The following is a 15,978-nucleotide window of genomic DNA, read 5'->3' on the forward strand; positions in this document are numbered from 1 at the left end:
GATTAAACGCCTGACCGGATTCTTCGAGGTTGATTTCGTCACGCTTCATTTGTTTCGTGGCGGTATTGATGCCACGAACAGCCCCTTCGTCCGGACCAATTATCCTGATGCTTGGGTCAGCCAGTATTTGCTGAACGACTACGTCCGTATTGATCCAGTCCTTCAGCATGCGCAAAACCACGAAGAACCGTTTTGCTGGTCTGAAATCGCCTTGGATGCCCAACAACTGCAAATGATGGAAAAGGCCATTGCGGCGGGCGTTGGCAAGACTGGTTTCACCGTCACGCATGTTGATAGTATCGGCCGTCGCAGCATGTTGTCGTTCAACGCAAAAGCGGCGAAAGGTGGCGAAACGTGGAAACCGTTCTTGGTGGAACACGGCGAACGCCTGCAAGGCCTTGCCGCAGACATACATCTGAAATCGCTGGCCGAACTTTACGGTGAAAACGAAGAACTGCCTCAACTGTCGCCGCGCGAAAGCGAATGCCTCAAATGGACCGCAGAGGGTAAAACCCACACAGAGATTGCGATCATTCTTGGCCTGTCCGACCATACCGTCCGCGGCTACCTGAAGGTTGCTCGCGTCAAATTGGACAGTGTTTCGCTGGCCCAAGCAGTCGCAAAAGCATCTTCCATGGGCTTGATCTAATCTAGGCATCAACGGCGCGGTGGTGATTAGGCGCAGCCACAGATGATGTCTGTGCCGGCACGGGCGTTTTCACCGACGGTGGCATAGCCGTCGCGTATCCACCAATCGAGCCCGCCCATCAGTTCTCTGACTTGGAAACCAAGTGTCAGAAGCTTCAGCGCGGTCTTGGTGGACGCGTTGCAGCCGATACCGTCGCAGTAGCAGACGTAGACTTTGGACTTGTCCAGATACGCCGTGGATTGGACACAGATTTCGCGGTGCGGCAGGTTGATTGCACCTGGAATGGCTTCTTTCGCGAAAGCCGCCGCAGACCGACCATCAACAACCATAAGGTTGGTGTCCACATCTTGTAGGGCTTCATAGGTATCCCAAGAATCGAACTCGTAAGAGAGCTTCTTTTGGTAGTGAAGCAGTTGATCCATATCCATGTCGTGTTCCTTTGTTTCTGTCTGGTGCCGAAATGGGCATTGACCGTGTTGCCCTTAAGCTAAGGGAATCTGCGTCTTCCATATATTCACCCGAAATGGACGGCCGATCGTAGCCCCCCAATTGAGGGGGGTGGCCCTCAGGAACCTGTCACATAAGGTAGGACACGCGAAAGAGCTGGAAAATGCCCCGTAATTGGGCAATCTTGAAACTGTTCTGACCTCAAAGAGCACTGATTGATCGAAAGACACAGACTATGAGTATGACACTTGCATCCTCTCCTGTACCTGTTCATCCTGATTGGACCGCATTGACGACCGAAGCCGCGGCTTTAATCGCAAGCGAACCCGCATTGGCCAAACTTGTCCGGTCCTATTTCCCCGAAGACGGCACATTTTCGTTGGCGCTATGCAGTTTGCTAGCCGATAGTTTGCAGGCCCCGTCGGTTGGAAAGGACGTCTTGGAGAGCCTCTTTCAAGATGTTCTCGCAGCAGACGCCGGAATCGCACAGGCCGCATTGGTGGATCTCCAAGCGATCCGCAGTCGCGACCCGTCTTGCCCGTCCTACCTTCACGCATTTCTGAACCTGAAAGGGTTTCAAGCCCTACAGGCCCACCGGATCGCGCATCACTTTTGGGCTGTTGATCGGAACGAAATGGCGGTTTGGCTGTCCAATCGCGTATCTGTCGTGACTGGGGCTGACATTCACCCTGCAGCGAATATCGGCGAAGGCGTGATGTTTGACCATGGATCGGGCGTTGTGATCGGTGAAACGGCAGTCGTCGAAGATAACGTTTCTATTCTCCAAAACGTCACGCTCGGCGGGACTGGCAAAGTTGGCGGCGATCGTCATCCCAAAGTGCGCTTTGGCGTGATGATCGGGGCAGGGGCCAAGATCATAGGAAACATCGAAATTGGCGCGAATAGTAAAGTCGCAGCTGGCAGCGTCGTATTGAAAGATGTCCCGCCCAATTGCACGGTTGCGGGTATCCCTGCGCAGGTCGTACGCATCCATGATGCACGAACAGTGCCGTCCGAGACGATGGATCAATCGCTGTAGCAATTGCGCCTAATGCGATTTTATCAGCGCCGACATCAGATGATGCAGGCGTTTTTCGATCAAGTAGTCAATTTTTTATAAGCGCTAGAGATGGGCGGCATGCAGCATGTGAACACGCCACATGTCCCGAATCGACTTGTTATTATGGGGTGAACGGCGGGCCCTTTGTGATGGAAAATGTGTCTGCCTAAGATGTCCGCACATCGCGAACATCATAAAACTGTCTAGTTTGTCGATTTCGTATGAGTGATTGCAGGAATAATATTTGGGCGGCGGACGTAGCGTATGCAAACGTTAGGGACGGATAAAATCCAAACTGTGATTTCTGGGAGGAACACATGAAATCTTTGATGAATACGGCTTTAGGGCTGTCTTTGGTTGTTGCGACGTCATCTGTTGCGGTTGCTGATGGGCACGCGCAGGAATTGACGATTGCGATTGTGAACAACGGTCACATGATCAACATGCAGAAGGTTGCGGAAGCTTACACTGAGGAAACTGGTGTTGCTTTGAACTGGGTGTCTTTGGAAGAAGGCGTTCTGCGCGAGCAGGTGACTTCTGATACGGCAACTGGTGGTGGTCAGTACGACATCATCAACATCGGCATGCAGGAAGCGCCGATTTGGGGTGCTGCTGGTTGGATCGAACCGCTTGAGTTCGGCGCTGACTACGACGTTGACGACATGCTGCCAGCGATGCGCAATGGTCTGTCTGCGGACGGCACATTGTATGCGGCACCGTTCTACGGTGAATCTTCTATGGTGATGTACCGTAAAGACCTGACAGACGCTGCTGGCGTAACAATCGCTGACAACGACAGCTGGGACAACGTGAAGGCGGCTGCTGCTGCGATGCACGATCCAGACAACGGCGTTTACGGTGCATGTTTGCGCGGTAAGCCGGGTTGGGGCGACAACATGGCGTTCGTCACAACAATGGTGAACTCTTTCGGTGGTGCATGGTTCGACGCGGACATGAAGCCAGCGCTTGATTCCGACGAATGGAATGCAGCTGTCAACTTCTACGTTGATCTGCTGGGTACATACGGCCCTCCAGGTTCTGAAGGGAACTCCTTCAACGAGATCCTCGCTTTGTACAACGAAGGCAAGTGTGGTCTGTGGATTGACGCGACGATCGCTGCTTCTTTCCTTGAAGTAGACGGTGTTGCTTACGCGCAGTCTCCGAATGCTGGTAACCCAGTGGGCGCGAACTGGTTGTGGGCATGGGCGATGGCTGTACCTGCGGGCACAGAAAACGCGGATGAAGCCAAAGCATTCATCGAATGGGCGACATCAAAAGCGTACATCGAAGCTGTCGGTAACCACCCAGACTTTGGTTGGGGTTCTGTTCCAACAGGCACACGTACATCCACATATGCGATCCCTGAGTTCCAGGCAGCTGCTGCATTTGCAGACGCTGAATTGGCAGCGATCAACTCTGCGGCGCCAGAAGCCACAGACATCAAGCCATATGTTGGTGTCCAGTTTGCAGCGATCCCTGAGTTCCCAGAAGTGGGTACAGCAGTTGCACAAGAAATCGCAGCGGCCCTGTCTGGTGCGAAATCTGTAGAAGAAGCGCTGGAAGCGGCACAGTCTGCAGCAGACGCAATCATGTCTGAAGCGGGTTACTACTAACCCTTTCGGCTGAAATAGGATGGGCCCGGCTGAGGTCGGGCCCAGACCTTAAGAGACGTTTACCACCCGTATTTATTGACCATTTTGCTTTGATGCGACGCCCGCGTATGCTGTGGCGCTGCGCGCTCAATGATCATCTGTTTTTGCGAATTGCCCCGACCTGCCTGCATCGATCTGCCCATCTGTCGCTGTCCGTCCCGATCTGCTTGCACTGTCTTGATTGAAACCCTGCCCCAAAAGGTGACCCGAGCTATGTCTACCAAAAGAACGCTCCCCCGGATCTTACAAACGCCAGCTGTTTTGCTGTTGCTGGTGTGGATGTTGGTCCCGCTGAGCATGACGCTTTACTTCTCGTTTATCCGGTATGTGCTGAACTCGACGATCCGGCCGGAATGGACGACACCGGCGCTCAGCAACTGGCGGGGCTTCGGGAACTATCAGTATGTTCTGAATGCCAAGGATTTTTGGTTTGCGATCCAGAACTCTGTGCTGATCGTGTCCAGCATTTTGGTGCTGACGGTTGTTTTGGGTCTTGGGATTGCGGTTTTGGTGAATCGGAACTTCCCGGGGCGTGGGATTGTCCGTGTTTTGCTGATCTCGCCGTTCTTTGTGATGCCAGCGGTGAACGGGGTGTTGTGGATCAACATGATTTTGGACCCTGTGTTGGGTTTGCAGGGGATTGCTGTTGGCGGGATCAACAACATGATCGACGGGTTGCGTGACTTCCCGGTGTTGGGTTGGTTCTTTAACCTGTGGCCTGTGTTGGAACCGATCTCTTTCCGCGCCACACAGACCTCTGCTTATGCGGTCATTATGATGGTGACGTGGCAGTGGACTCCGTTTGCGGTGTTGATCTTTATGACGTCGCTGCAGTCCGAGGATGAAAGCCAGAAAGAAGCGGCGACGCTTGATGGGGCGTCTGCGTGGTCGCAGTTCATCAACCTGACGGTGCCGCATCTGGGGCGTCCGATTGCGATTGTTGTGATGATCCAGTCGATCTTCCACCTGTCCTTGTATGCGGAAATCGAGATTGTCAGCCGCGGGAACGGCAACAAAAACCTGCCTTATCTGATCGGTGAGTTCACCTCGAACAACATCGGTGCGGCAAGTGCGACAGGTATCTTCGCGGTCATTCTGGCCAATATTATCGCCATCTTCTTGCTGCGCATGGTCGGCAAGACGTTGATGGACTAGGAGAAAAGACAATGGCTACCGTTTCTCAGACCTCGAAATTTAGCAAGATCGCATGGCCTGTTGTGGCTTGGATCGTGGCGCTGATCTTCTTCTTCCCGATTTTTTGGTTGGTGTTCACCAGCTTTAAGACGGACGCGGATGCAGTGAAGCCTGAATTCCTGTTCAAGTTTACGCCGACGTTGGAAAACTACACCAACATGACGGAGAACTATGATTACTGGCGCTTTGCGACCAATTCGGTGATCACGTCGACCTTTGCGACTTTGTTTGCGCTGGTGGTGGGTGTGCCTGCGGCCTATGCGATGGCGTTTGATCCAAGCCGTCACACCAAGGACATTCTGATGTGGATGTTGTCGACAAAGATGTTGCCAGCGGCGGCTGTTTTGTATCCGATGACCTTCCTGACGAAGAACATGCTGGGCATCTTTGACACGCACTTCCTTGTCATCCTGGTGTTGTGCCTGATCAACCTGCCGATCGTGATCTGGATGTTGTTCACCTACTTCAAGGAAATCCCGAAAGAGATCATTGAAGCGGGCAAGATGGACGGCGTGAGCACATGGGGCGAAATCAAGGATATCCTTATTCCGCTGGCATGGGGTGGCATTGCGTCCACGGCGCTTTTGACCTTCATCTTCTGCTGGAACGAAGCCTATTGGACGGTCCGTTTGACCACGATTGATGCGGCGACCTTGTCGAAGCTGATTGAAGGCAACCGCGCACCAGAGGGTCTGTTCTTTGGACGTCTGTCGGCAGTATCGACAGCGGCTGTGGCCCCGATCATTGTGTTGGGCTGGTTCTGTCAGAAACAGCTGGTGCAGGGTCTGACCTTTGGTGCGGTGAAGTAAGGCTGTGGGCGGCGTCTGATCGCAAGATGCCGCCACGCGACGGGGCTGGAAAAAAGAGATAAATCATGTCGATAATGGTTCCAAAAATTGAGTTAGTAGATCGGACCACACGGTCGATCCGCTATCTTGAACATGGATGGCCTACGGATTTGTGTCGGTGGCATGCCCATGAAGAATACGAATTGCATCTGGTTGTGGCGACACGCGGCAAGGCGTTTGTGGGCGATTACATCGGCGATTTTGAAGCGGGTGATCTGTTCCTGACGGGGCCGAACCTGCCGCATAACTGGATCACGGATAAGGTTTGGACCGAACCTGTGGCGACCCGCGATATGCTGGTGCAGTTCAGCCATGAAAGCTTTGAAAAGCTGGCCGAAGGGTTCCCCGAATTTGGCGAGGTCCGCAAGATGCTGACGCTGGCCCAGTCTGGCGTGCAATTTGAAGGGTTCAATCCGACCTTTGCGCGCGGTCACATGGAATCGATCCGTAATAACGAAGGTCCTGAACGTATTCTGGCGTTCATCCGGTTCCTTGTGCGTTTGAATGAGCATGCGGAAAAGAAGGTCCTGTCGGTGTCCAAATTGGTGCAGGTTCAGGGCGGCAGTAAACACGCGCGGATCGGGGCTGTGGTGGATCACATCGTGGCCAACTTCAAAGACGATTTTAGCGTGGGGGATGCGGCTGAAATGGCGGGGATGACCCAAGCCACCTTCGCGCGCAATTTTACATCTGTGACGGGCCACAAGTTCGTTGAATTCCTGACGTCTGTGCGCGTGGGCCAAGCCTGCAGCATGCTGTACGCGTCGGATGCGACGATCTCGGATATCAGCTTTGATGCGGGGTTCCGCAATCTGGCGAACTTCAACCGTCACTTTCTAAAGATGAAGGGCATGACCCCTTCAGAGTACCGCGATACAGCGCGCAAAGACTTGTCTAAACCAATGGAGACCACATCATGAATAGCGCAGTTCTGCACCCAATCGGGGCGACGGGATATGACCGCGCAGCCTGTGCTGTGGGTGTCGTGCATTTGGGGTTCGGGGCGTTCCATCGGGCGCATCAGGCGATGTATATTGATGATTACATGGACAAATCCGGTGATCTGAACTGGGGTATTGCGGCTGTGAACCTGCGCGGTGCGGAAGCCGGGTCTTTTGCGGCGGCCGCAGATGATGTGGCGCGCCACGACGGGTACTTTTTGAAATCCTATTCGCCGGACGGGCAGGTGGCGTTGCGCCGTGTGCGGTCGCATGTGCATTTTGCAGACTGGAGCGCGGACCGGACAGCATCCGAGGCGTTGCTGGCGCGGGGTAGCGTGCATCTGGTGACGATTACGGTCACCGAAAGCGGCTATTACACCGATCCGAATGGTAATCTGAACCGCGCTGATCCGGTCATTGCAGCTGAAATGGCGGGTGATCAGACGCAAAGCGTTTACGGGTATCTGCGGGCTGGTTTGCAGGCGCGGATGGATGCGGGCGGTGCCCCTTTGACCATCGCGTGTTGTGATAACATCCGTCAGAACGGCAAGATGTTGCACCGCAATCTGCTGGCTTATCTTGAGGCCTGCGGCGATGCGGTGTTGCACGCTTGGGTCGCAGACAACGTGGCGTTCCCCTGTTCGATGGTGGACCGGATCACGCCGCGCAGCACGGTTGAATTGGGCGTGGAACTGACCCAGTTGATCGGGTCAGAGGTCGCGTCACCGATCATGGCCGAAGATTTTATCCAGTGGGTTTTGCAAGACAAAGCCGCAGGGCCGATGCCTGATCTGGCGCAGGCGGGTGTGACCGTGACGCCGGATGTGGATCCTTACGAGGAAACCAAAATCCGTGTGCTGAATGGCGGCCATACGGCCTTGTGTTATCTGGCTGCGTTGGAAGGTGTTGAAACCTTTGATGCGGCGATGCGGGTGCCGCATTTGCACCGCCACTTCCGTGCCTTTGAAGCAGACGAAGTGCTGCCCGCGATCACCATTGATCTGCCGTTCTCGAAGGCGGATTATCTGGACCAGATCGACGCGCGGTTTAGCAACCAGGCGATTGGCGATACGGTCGCGCGGATCTGTGCGGATGGCATGGTGAAGTTCCCGATCTTTATCCGCCCCACGCTGGAAGGCTGCCTGAAACAGGGCATCTTGCCGAAAAACGCGATCCGTTCGATTGCCAGCTGGCATGTGTTTGCAACCCATGTGGCGGCGGGCAAAATCCCGTTCAAATATGTGGAACCCAGCTGGGACGATCTGTCTGCCATGTTGGGCACGGACGCCTTTATCACATCGCGCCAACTCTGGGGCGATCTTCCTGAAACTTACCCTGAATTTGCCGAAACCCTTCGGCACGACATCTCTGAATTGGAGCAAAAATGGCCGGTTTGACACTGCGCGACGTGCGTAAAAGCTATGGTGCCACGCAAGTAATGCATGGCGTTGATCTGGATATCGACCACGGCGAATTTGTCGTGTTTGTGGGTCCATCGGGCTGCGGGAAATCCACGCTGTTGCGGATGATCGCGGGTCTTGAGGAAATCACATCCGGGTCGGTGAAGATCGGTGATGTGGAAGTCAACGATGTGGCCGCGTCCAAGCGTGGCGTGGCGATGGTGTTCCAGACCTATGCGCTTTACCCGCATATGAGCGTGTATAAGAACATGGCCTTTGGTCTGAAGCAGGCCAAGACCGATCCGGCCGAAATCGACCGCCGCGTGAAAGCTGCCGCAGAAATCCTGCAGCTAGGTGATTATCTGGACCGGAGCCCGCGCAACCTGTCGGGTGGTCAGCGTCAGCGTGTGGCCATTGGTCGTGCGATTGTGCGTGATCCGGAGGTGTTCTTGTTCGACGAACCGCTGTCCAACCTTGATGCGGCCCTGCGCGTGCAAACCCGTCTGGAAATTGCGCGTCTGCATGAACGCCTTGGCAACACGATGATCTACGTGACCCACGATCAGGTCGAAGCCATGACACTGGCCGACAAAATCGTTGTGCTGCGCGATGGCCGGATCGAACAGGTCGGATCACCGATTGATCTGTACGAACGCCCCGACAACGCCTTTGTGGCGCAGTTCATCGGTAGCCCGAAAATGAACTTCTTCGATGGCGCGGAACTGACCGACGGGGCAGCAGCCCATCTCGGCAAACCGGCTGATGCCAACGTACAAGTCGGCCTGCGCCCCGAACACCTGACACCATCCGCAGAGAACGTCGTGGTCGAAGGCAAACTCGAACTGGTCGAAAACCTGGGCGAATACGCGCTCGTCCACCTGATCACGGCCCAAGGCACAGAGTTCATCGCCAAAACCGAAAAACCACCACACCAAGCCAAAGGCGAAACCATCGGCTTCACAATCAAACCAAACCTCGCACACGCATTCGATAAAGCAACAGGGTTGCGAATTGCGGGGTAACCCGATTTGGGGCCGGTAAAAGCCGGCCCCTACGCTCTTGCGCGTTCCCTGCGTGGATCAACAAAGGGGACGTCGAACACGGTTCCGGTCAGCCGTTTCATATGACCGCCCATTTGACCAATCTCGAGCGGCGTTCCGTTTTCTGCGTGCCCGGCGGAAATGCGGACCATTGCGATACCGGCTTCTAGCGTCGGGGAATGGGTCGCCGATGTCACGACCCCGATCTGGCGTTCGCCCGCATAAATAGGTGCGCCATGTGGCGGCACATCGCGGCTGTCTAGGATCATGCCTTTCAGGACACGGCGCGGATTTTCGGCATTTCGGGCTAGCACGTCCCTACCAATGAAATCGTCCTTCTTCAGATCAACAGCAAAGCCCAATCCAGCCTCAAACGCATCGACGTCTGGTGCGAATTCCGCACCTGCGGCCGCAAGCCCCGCTTCAATCCGGATGATTTCAAGCGCATCACCGCCCATCGGTTTGATCCCATGTGCTTGTCCAGCCGCCATCACCGCATCCCACAAAGCGGGCGCATCCTTGGCGTCGCAGAACATCTCGTAGCCCAATTCACCAGTGTAGCCAGAGCGCGACAGCATAAACGGTATCCCTTCGCGATCATGCAAGCGGGCCATGGTCACGCCGAACCATTTCACGTCATCAAGCGCGGGGACTTGGGGTTGGGTAAAGACGATGTCGCGTAACACATCGCGGGACTTTGGTCCCTGCAGCGCGAGGTTGGGTAGCGATGACTGCATATCGTGAATACGCACATCTAGGTCTTTGGCCTGTTCCAGCAAATGCCGTGCAGATTCTTCGTGGCCGCAACACCACCTGAAGGTTTGCGGTCCGATCCGGAACAGCGTGCCGTCATCAATAACCGCACCCTGTGCGTCACACATCAACGCGTAAGTGCCGCGCCAAAGTGCCAGCTTTGCGATGTTGCGGGTCATGCAGCGTTGCAAAAGCAGTTCGGCATCGGGCCCGAGGATATCGTATTTGCGCAGCCCGCTCATGTCTTGCAGCGTGCAGGCCTCGCGGCAGGCCCAATATTCGCCAATGGTGCCTATGCTGGGGTAGCTTTGCGGCAGCCACAGGTTACGTGCAGGCGCATAGTTTTGGGTCAGTTTCGAGGTCGCCGGATGAAAAGCCGAATTCTGGCTTAGGGACATGCGTGCGTCTTCCTTTTCGCGGTGGGCAATGGCGCGTGGGATGGACGCGTCGGGTTCATAAATGCGGACATGAATATCCGTCGGGTTCCAGCCGTTGATGGGGTCGACGTCATCGGGACAGGCTGTGGTGACACAAACCAGATCGTCCATCGCTTGCATCGCGACATAATCACCGGGACGCGACCAGGATTCTTCTGACTGAAACAGGTTGTCGCCGTGGTCGATCCACGAATTGAAGAAGAAATTGATCGCAGGCCACGCGCTACGCCGTTCGACACCGTAAGGGTCCATGGCATCCGCGATGTTGTCGCTGCAATTCACATGACCGGGGAATCCGCGTTCCTCATATCCACGTGCAGTGCAGGCCAAACCAAATGTGTCGTGCCGCCCAACGGTATCTTGGACGACATTCAACAGCGGACGCATGTCGCTATCGTAGAATTTGTCGAACAAGCCGGGACCGGGGTAGGCGCTATGCACCATCGACCGCGTGACGGTGCTGTCGATTCGCTGTTCGACACCGCGATCAAGACCCGCAGTCCGGAAGGCCATGAAATCGGAACATTGCTGGCCATCCACGTCGATGATCTGCACCGTTTCGCCCTTGTTCAAGCGATACGCTTGGGCGGTGGCGCGCGAGACCGTGAATTCATCACGAATTTTGCCAAGCGGGTCCGGCAGCAACATATTCGGCGCAGCGGCTTGTTTCAGGTTCACGCGAAACGCGCCGGTACCCGCGCCTGTGACATGGTCATCGCTAGTCGTCGGGTTGATCAGCCAAAGGGTGCAAGCCGCGCAGGCAGATAGCACGAGCAGCGGTTCATCGGATTGTATGGTGCAGGCGGGCAGGTCTTCGGCGTGTCCACCGTATGATGCGGCCCAACCCACAAACGGGGCAGAGGCAAAATCCGCCAAACCAACCGACCCGTTCTTTGAAAGCCCTAGCGCTGGTAGCGCGTCGTCTCCTGCGTCATCCACCGCGACCAGCCGCACGATAGATGCGTTCTGCACCGATATTGTGTCACCAGCTTTGACTGTAATTTTTGTGGCACCGCGCGGATGAACCGTCCAATTCAGCGCAGGGTGTGGTGCGGACATGCCCGGAAATCGGCGCCCTTTGGGGGTCGATATTCCGTTCTGAAAAGACGTGAGAAGGTTCACCAGAAACCCTGCCTCTTGGTCTGTTGCGCATAATGTGCGTAGGTCAGATGTAAGCGGCAGCAACTGGCCTTAGTCAAGTCACATTGATGGGTCCAGTTTGTGAACGCGGTCCGGTCAGGTGGATTTCGCCGCCCATGTTCTAAGAAAATGCGCGTCATACAGCGGCATCGGCATGACTTCGTCGCCGATGATCGTCGTCGCGGGTGATAAATGTCGCACGTTGCTTAATTGCGTCGCACATTTTTCACCTACGCCCAGTCCACCCGTGACAGGGCAACGCGCAATGGTGTCGTCTGCAATCATCTGTTCAGTAAGCGGATCAAAGGTCGAATTTCGGCCGGACCCCGCGCAATTGATCACAAAGCCTGTGTCATAGCTGGACACATTGCCAGCGCGGTCCGTCGTCAAAACGCGCGCGCCATTCTCGGTCGTCTCAATCGCGCTGACACGCCCGCTGATCGTGCGCGTAACGCCTTGATCCAGGAGGCGTTGAAAATCGAGGATCGTGTCACGCGTCCCGCCTCTGAACCAATGAAACAAGGTGCGCGGCACGAGGCGGGCTTCGTCGATGTCGGGTAGGAAAGTCGATAACGGATTGTCGATGAAATAGGCGCGGAACCCCCCCGAATTTCGCGCATCTGATCACCTGCCGCGCGGGCCGTTTGCATGGCCTGCCAAACGTCATCCAAGAAATCCTGCGCGGTTTTGTGTCCCGACTTTAGTTTCGGTTGCGTCAAATAACGCGGCATGCGGGGGATCAAGGGGGCGGGAATAGAACCGTCTGATGAACAGGCGACAAACCGAAATTTGTCTTCAGCGACAACGGATTGGCACAACCGTAACGCATCCAGCATTGTGGCATTTGACCCGACGCAGAAAATCTCGGCACCTGCTTTGATGTGCTCTGCAATGCGGGCTTCGTTCCCGAAAAGGCGAGGGGCGCTGAACGGCCCATCGTCCCCTTGCAGCCGTTGTGTTGATGGGCCGCCGGGTGCGATATCGACATAATCGGCTGTATATTCTGCGCCAGAATCGGTTGTGATAGTGATGGCGCTATCCACTTCGGCAATCGACACAGCTGTTTCTGCGACGAAATTGATGGTCACATCTTTGGCGCGTAAATCCGCGAAAACACGCGCCACGCGCTGTTCCATGTAATCGCCGTAAAAAGCCCGCGGAATATTCAAGCCGAAGGTGTCGCCGCTTGCCAACAACGGTGCTGCGGCCGCTATCCAATCCGGACGGCGTCCTTCCATTTTGCCGCGGATCACGTCCCAATTCTGCGTGATCCATGCCGCAAAATCCGGATCAATGTCGTCTGCAGGGAATTCAGCAGGTAGGCATAACGCCACGGTGTCTCTGCATCGTCTGCAGCATAAGCTACACCGCGTCCAAAGGCATGCACGTTCGGGCTGATGATGGTCAGGATGGATCCGTTGGGAAGGTCACTCGTTTCAACAAACGCAGCTGCCGTAATACCATCACTCACAACAATCCGGTGAGAGGGACGGGTCAAAGGCGCGACGTCGTTCATGTGGTGATGTCTCCGGTAAGCAGGCCGTGTATGTGCACGAATATGGGCCGAAAGGCCACCCAAAAGACGCCACTTGGTCGCACACACCGCCAATCACATCCACGTCATGCAGCCCTTGCATGCGCGGGGGGATGGCATAGGTTTCACAGCACACCGATACAGGCCACAAACCCAAGGATCACCATGACCCGATTGTTCGCCACTGCATTTGCGCTTTTGCTACCACTTGCCGCGACGGCCGAAGAAGCCGTCACCACGTTTACCCTTGATAATGGGATGGATGTTGTTGTGATCGAAGACCACCGCGCCCCTGTTGTCACCCATATGGTGTGGTACAAAACCGGATCGGCAGATGAACCCGTCGGCGCATCCGGCGTGGCACATTTCTTGGAACATCTGCTCTTTAAAGGCACAGACGTGCTGGAACCGGGTGAATTTTCGGCGACTGTTGCGGCCAATGGCGGCACGGATAATGCTTTCACCAGCTATGACTACACCGCTTATTTCCAACGCATCGCCGCTGATCGGTTAGAGCTGATGATGCAGATGGAAAGCAACCGGATGAATAATCTGCGCATCACCGAAGCCGATATCGAAACCGAACGGCAGGTCGTGCTGGAAGAACGGAACCAGCGGACTGAAAACAGTGCGGGTGCCTTGGCCCGCGAACAATTCACCGCCGCTTTGTATCAAAACCACCGTTACGGCGTGCCGATCATCGGGTGGAAACACGAAATGGAAGACTTGTCGCTGCAAGACGCGCTCGACTTTTATGACCTCTATTATTCCCCGAACAACGCGATCCTGATCGTCGCTGGCGACGTTTATCCGGACGACGTTCGCGCATTGGCCGAAACCTATTACGGTGTGATCCCGGCTGAACCTGACCTGCCGGAACGCATTCGTCCCGAAGAACCACCGCAGCGCGCCGAACGCCGGATCACCTATGTCGATCCGCGTGTTTCGCAGCCCTATCTCGCACGCAGCTATCTGGCCCCCGAACGCGACGCGGGCGCACAAGAAGAAGCCGCCGCCTTGGTCTATCTGTCTGAATTGCTTGGCGGATCGTCATTTACATCCGTGCTGGGCACAGCCCTGCAGTTTGAAACGCAAAAAGCCGTTTACACAGGCACAGGTTACAGCGGATCGTCGCTGGACGACACGTCGTTCGGCATCTCAGTCGCCCCTGCAGAGGGCGTCAGCCTGTCAGAAGTCGAAGCCGCAATGGACGACGCTATCGCTGCATTCCTAGACGCCCCGATTAGCGAAGATCGCATGGAAAGCATCCGCACACAGTTGCGCGCGTCAGAGATTTACGCGCTTGATGACGTCGGCGGCATTGCGCGGCGCTACGGCGCGGGTCTGACACAGGGCCTTACCGTACAAGACATTCAAGACTGGCCTGAAATCCTGCAAAACGTGACCGCAGAAGACGTCAAAGCGGTCGCTGCAAAAGTCCTGAATCGTGATCAAGCCGTGACCGGTTGGGTCGTGTCCAACCAAGAGGAGGCGCGCTAATGTTCCGCTTTATTATCACCGCGGTCTTTGCCGTCACTGCGTCTGTCGCCACCGCCGCCGTGGATATCAAAACCATCACGTCAGACGGCGGGATCAATGCGTGGGTTGTCGAAGAACCGTCAATCCCGTTTGTCGCGCTGGAAATCCGTATCCGTGGTGGTGCATCGCTCGACGCCGAAGGGAAACGCGGCGCTGTGAACCTGATGATGGGCCTGCTGGAAGAAGGGTCAGGCGACATGACCGCGCAGGAATTCCAAGCGAAACGCGAAAGCCTCGCGGCATCGTTTGGCTACCGCGCCTATGACGACACGATTTCGCTTTCCGCTAAATTCCTGACCGAAAATCAGGATGACGCTCTGGCCCTGTTCAAGCAATCATTGGTCAGCCCGACTTTTGACCAAGACGCCATTGATCGTGTGCGCGCACAGGTCATTTCCGGCATCAACAGCGATGCCAAAAACCCGAACCGTATCGCGGGGGCTTTCTTTGACGAAGCCGCTTTTGGCGACCATCCGTATGGCAGCAGCATGGACGGCACCATTGAAAGCGTGACCGCGCTGACCCGTGACGACATGTTCGACGCCCACCGCAATGTCCTGACCCGTGACCGGTTGTTCGTATCGGTCGTGGGCGATGTGACAGCAGACGCGGTTGGTCCAATGCTTGACGATTTGCTGGGGTCTCTGCCTGACGAAGGGCCGGCGTTACCCGACGACGTCGATTTTGGTCTCGCGGGTGGTGTCACTGTGATCGACTATGAAACTCCGCAATCCGTGGCCCTGTTTGGCCACGCAGGTATCGAACGAGACGACGACGATTTCTTTGCCGCATACATCATGAACCAGATTCTTGGTGCGGGCGGTTTTGAATCGCGTCTGATGAACGAAGTCCGCGAAAAACGCGGCCTGACTTACGGGATCAGCACGTTCCTCGTGCCGAAATTCCACGCTGAAATGATGTTGGGGCAGGTGGCCTCTGCAAATGAAACCATCGCAGAGGCAATCGCAGTCACGCGCATTGAATGGGCGCGCATGGCGAACGAAGGCGTCACAGCGGAGGAACTGGAAACCGCGAAAACCTTCCTGACGGGCGAATACCCGCTGCGGTTCGACGGTAACGGTGAAATCGCCGACATCATGGTTGGTATGCAAATGATCGGACTACCGCCCGAGTATGTCATCAACCGCAACGATTACATCGAAGCCGTGACATTGGACGACATCAACCGTGTCGCGGGCGAATTGCTTGATCCAGAAGCGCTTCATTTTGTTGTCGTGGGCCAACCCGAAGGCCTAACAACAACCGAATAAACGCCATTTACCTTCGCGGATTTTTCCGTGGATAACTCTGGCGGGCACCTCGCAGAATCAACGTGGGCCATGC

The 15,978-nt window shown here is 55.6% G+C and carries 14 protein-coding genes; 10 read left to right on the forward strand and 4 right to left on the reverse strand.

Features of this window, described 5'->3' with window-relative positions:
- Positions 1-313: 313 nt before the first annotated feature.
- Positions 314-649, forward strand: coding sequence for a helix-turn-helix transcriptional regulator (locus K3729_04190; GenBank protein ID UWR00939.1), 336 nt, complete (start codon positions 314-316; stop codon positions 647-649).
- A gap of 26 nt (positions 650-675) precedes the next feature.
- On the opposite strand, the gene K3729_04195 is transcribed toward K3729_04190, so the two are convergent.
- On the reverse strand, positions 676-1,077 hold the full coding sequence (locus K3729_04195; protein ID UWQ99988.1) for a rhodanese-like domain-containing protein: 402 nt from the start codon (positions 1,075-1,077) through the stop codon (positions 676-678).
- Positions 1,078-1,337: 260 nt separating this feature from the next.
- Between K3729_04195 and cysE the strand changes: the two genes are divergently transcribed.
- From cysE to ugpC, 7 genes are all read left to right on the forward strand, one after another.
- Entirely contained in the window at positions 1,338-2,135 is a 798-nt protein-coding gene (gene cysE / locus K3729_04200) for a serine O-acetyltransferase (GenBank protein UWR00940.1), read from the forward strand.
- A 338-nt stretch (positions 2,136-2,473) separates the two neighbouring features.
- Positions 2,474-3,769 carry a sugar ABC transporter substrate-binding protein gene (locus K3729_04205; GenBank protein ID UWQ99989.1) on the forward strand — a complete coding sequence of 432 codons (1,296 nt, stop codon included), beginning with the start codon at positions 2,474-2,476 and terminating at the stop codon, positions 3,767-3,769.
- A 318-nt stretch (positions 3,770-4,087) separates the two neighbouring features.
- The gene (locus tag K3729_04210) at positions 4,088-4,963 is read left to right on the forward strand and encodes a sugar ABC transporter permease (GenBank protein ID UWR00941.1); all 876 of its coding nucleotides are present in this window, start codon (positions 4,088-4,090) and stop codon (positions 4,961-4,963) included.
- Between the two features lie 11 nt (positions 4,964-4,974).
- Complete coding sequence (locus tag K3729_04215) at positions 4,975-5,811, forward strand: carbohydrate ABC transporter permease (protein ID UWQ99990.1); 837 nt, start codon at positions 4,975-4,977, stop codon at positions 5,809-5,811.
- A gap of 65 nt (positions 5,812-5,876) precedes the next feature.
- Entirely contained in the window at positions 5,877-6,770 is an 894-nt protein-coding gene (locus K3729_04220) for an AraC family transcriptional regulator (protein UWQ99991.1), read from the forward strand.
- The gene (locus K3729_04225) at positions 6,767-8,188 is read left to right on the forward strand and encodes a mannitol dehydrogenase family protein (protein ID UWQ99992.1); all 1,422 of its coding nucleotides are present in this window, start codon (positions 6,767-6,769) and stop codon (positions 8,186-8,188) included. Before K3729_04220 ends, K3729_04225 begins: the two co-directional genes overlap by 4 nt.
- A complete protein-coding gene (ugpC, locus tag K3729_04230) occupies positions 8,176-9,213 on the forward strand; it encodes a sn-glycerol-3-phosphate ABC transporter ATP-binding protein UgpC (GenBank protein UWQ99993.1) in 1,038 nt (345 codons plus the stop codon). Before K3729_04225 ends, ugpC begins: the two co-directional genes overlap by 13 nt.
- Before the next feature lie 29 nt (positions 9,214-9,242).
- On the opposite strand, the gene K3729_04235 is transcribed toward ugpC, so the two are convergent.
- From K3729_04235 to K3729_04245, 3 genes are all read right to left on the reverse strand, one after another.
- A complete protein-coding gene (locus K3729_04235; GenBank protein ID UWQ99994.1) occupies positions 9,243-11,480 on the reverse strand; it encodes an aminomethyltransferase family protein in 2,238 nt (745 codons plus the stop codon).
- A gap of 177 nt (positions 11,481-11,657) precedes the next feature.
- On the reverse strand, positions 11,658-11,951 hold the full coding sequence (locus tag K3729_04240) for a hypothetical protein (protein UWQ99995.1): 294 nt from the start codon (positions 11,949-11,951) through the stop codon (positions 11,658-11,660).
- The gene (locus tag K3729_04245) at positions 11,948-12,895 is read right to left on the reverse strand and encodes an FAD/NAD(P)-binding protein (GenBank protein ID UWQ99996.1); all 948 of its coding nucleotides are present in this window, start codon (positions 12,893-12,895) and stop codon (positions 11,948-11,950) included. Before K3729_04245 ends, K3729_04240 begins: the two co-directional genes overlap by 4 nt.
- 365 nt (positions 12,896-13,260) lie before the next feature.
- Between K3729_04245 and K3729_04250 the strand changes: the two genes are divergently transcribed.
- The gene (locus K3729_04250; protein ID UWQ99997.1) at positions 13,261-14,595 is read left to right on the forward strand and encodes an insulinase family protein; all 1,335 of its coding nucleotides are present in this window, start codon (positions 13,261-13,263) and stop codon (positions 14,593-14,595) included.
- Positions 14,595-15,905 carry an insulinase family protein gene (locus tag K3729_04255; protein UWQ99998.1) on the forward strand — a complete coding sequence of 437 codons (1,311 nt, stop codon included), beginning with the start codon at positions 14,595-14,597 and terminating at the stop codon, positions 15,903-15,905. The genes K3729_04250 and K3729_04255 overlap by 1 nt, the downstream gene beginning before the upstream one ends.
- The last annotated feature ends 73 nt before the right edge of the window (positions 15,906-15,978 follow it).

This window comes from Rhodobacteraceae bacterium S2214, from assembly GCA_025141675.1.
Lineage (GTDB): Bacteria > Pseudomonadota > Alphaproteobacteria > Rhodobacterales > Rhodobacteraceae > Yoonia.

Coding starts and splice junctions, on each gene's coding strand:
- ugpC (UWQ99993.1), top strand. CDS start 8,176: ATGGCCGGTTTGACACTGCGCGACGTGCGTAAAAGCTATGGTGCCACG.
- cysE (UWR00940.1), top strand. CDS start 1,338: ATGACACTTGCATCCTCTCCTGTACCTGTTCATCCTGATTGGACCGCA.
- K3729_04225 (UWQ99992.1), top strand. CDS start 6,767: ATGAATAGCGCAGTTCTGCACCCAATCGGGGCGACGGGATATGACCGC.
- K3729_04235 (UWQ99994.1), bottom strand. CDS start 11,480: ATGTCCGCACCACACCCTGCGCTGAATTGGACGGTTCATCCGCGCGGT.
- K3729_04250 (UWQ99997.1), top strand. CDS start 13,261: ATGACCCGATTGTTCGCCACTGCATTTGCGCTTTTGCTACCACTTGCC.
- K3729_04190 (UWR00939.1), top strand. CDS start 314: ATGTTGTCGTTCAACGCAAAAGCGGCGAAAGGTGGCGAAACGTGGAAA.
- K3729_04220 (UWQ99991.1), top strand. CDS start 5,877: ATGTCGATAATGGTTCCAAAAATTGAGTTAGTAGATCGGACCACACGG.
- K3729_04205 (UWQ99989.1), top strand. CDS start 2,474: ATGAAATCTTTGATGAATACGGCTTTAGGGCTGTCTTTGGTTGTTGCG.
- K3729_04210 (UWR00941.1), top strand. CDS start 4,088: ATGTTGGTCCCGCTGAGCATGACGCTTTACTTCTCGTTTATCCGGTAT.
- K3729_04195 (UWQ99988.1), bottom strand. CDS start 1,077: ATGGATATGGATCAACTGCTTCACTACCAAAAGAAGCTCTCTTACGAG.
- K3729_04255 (UWQ99998.1), top strand. CDS start 14,595: ATGTTCCGCTTTATTATCACCGCGGTCTTTGCCGTCACTGCGTCTGTC.
- K3729_04215 (UWQ99990.1), top strand. CDS start 4,975: ATGGCTACCGTTTCTCAGACCTCGAAATTTAGCAAGATCGCATGGCCT.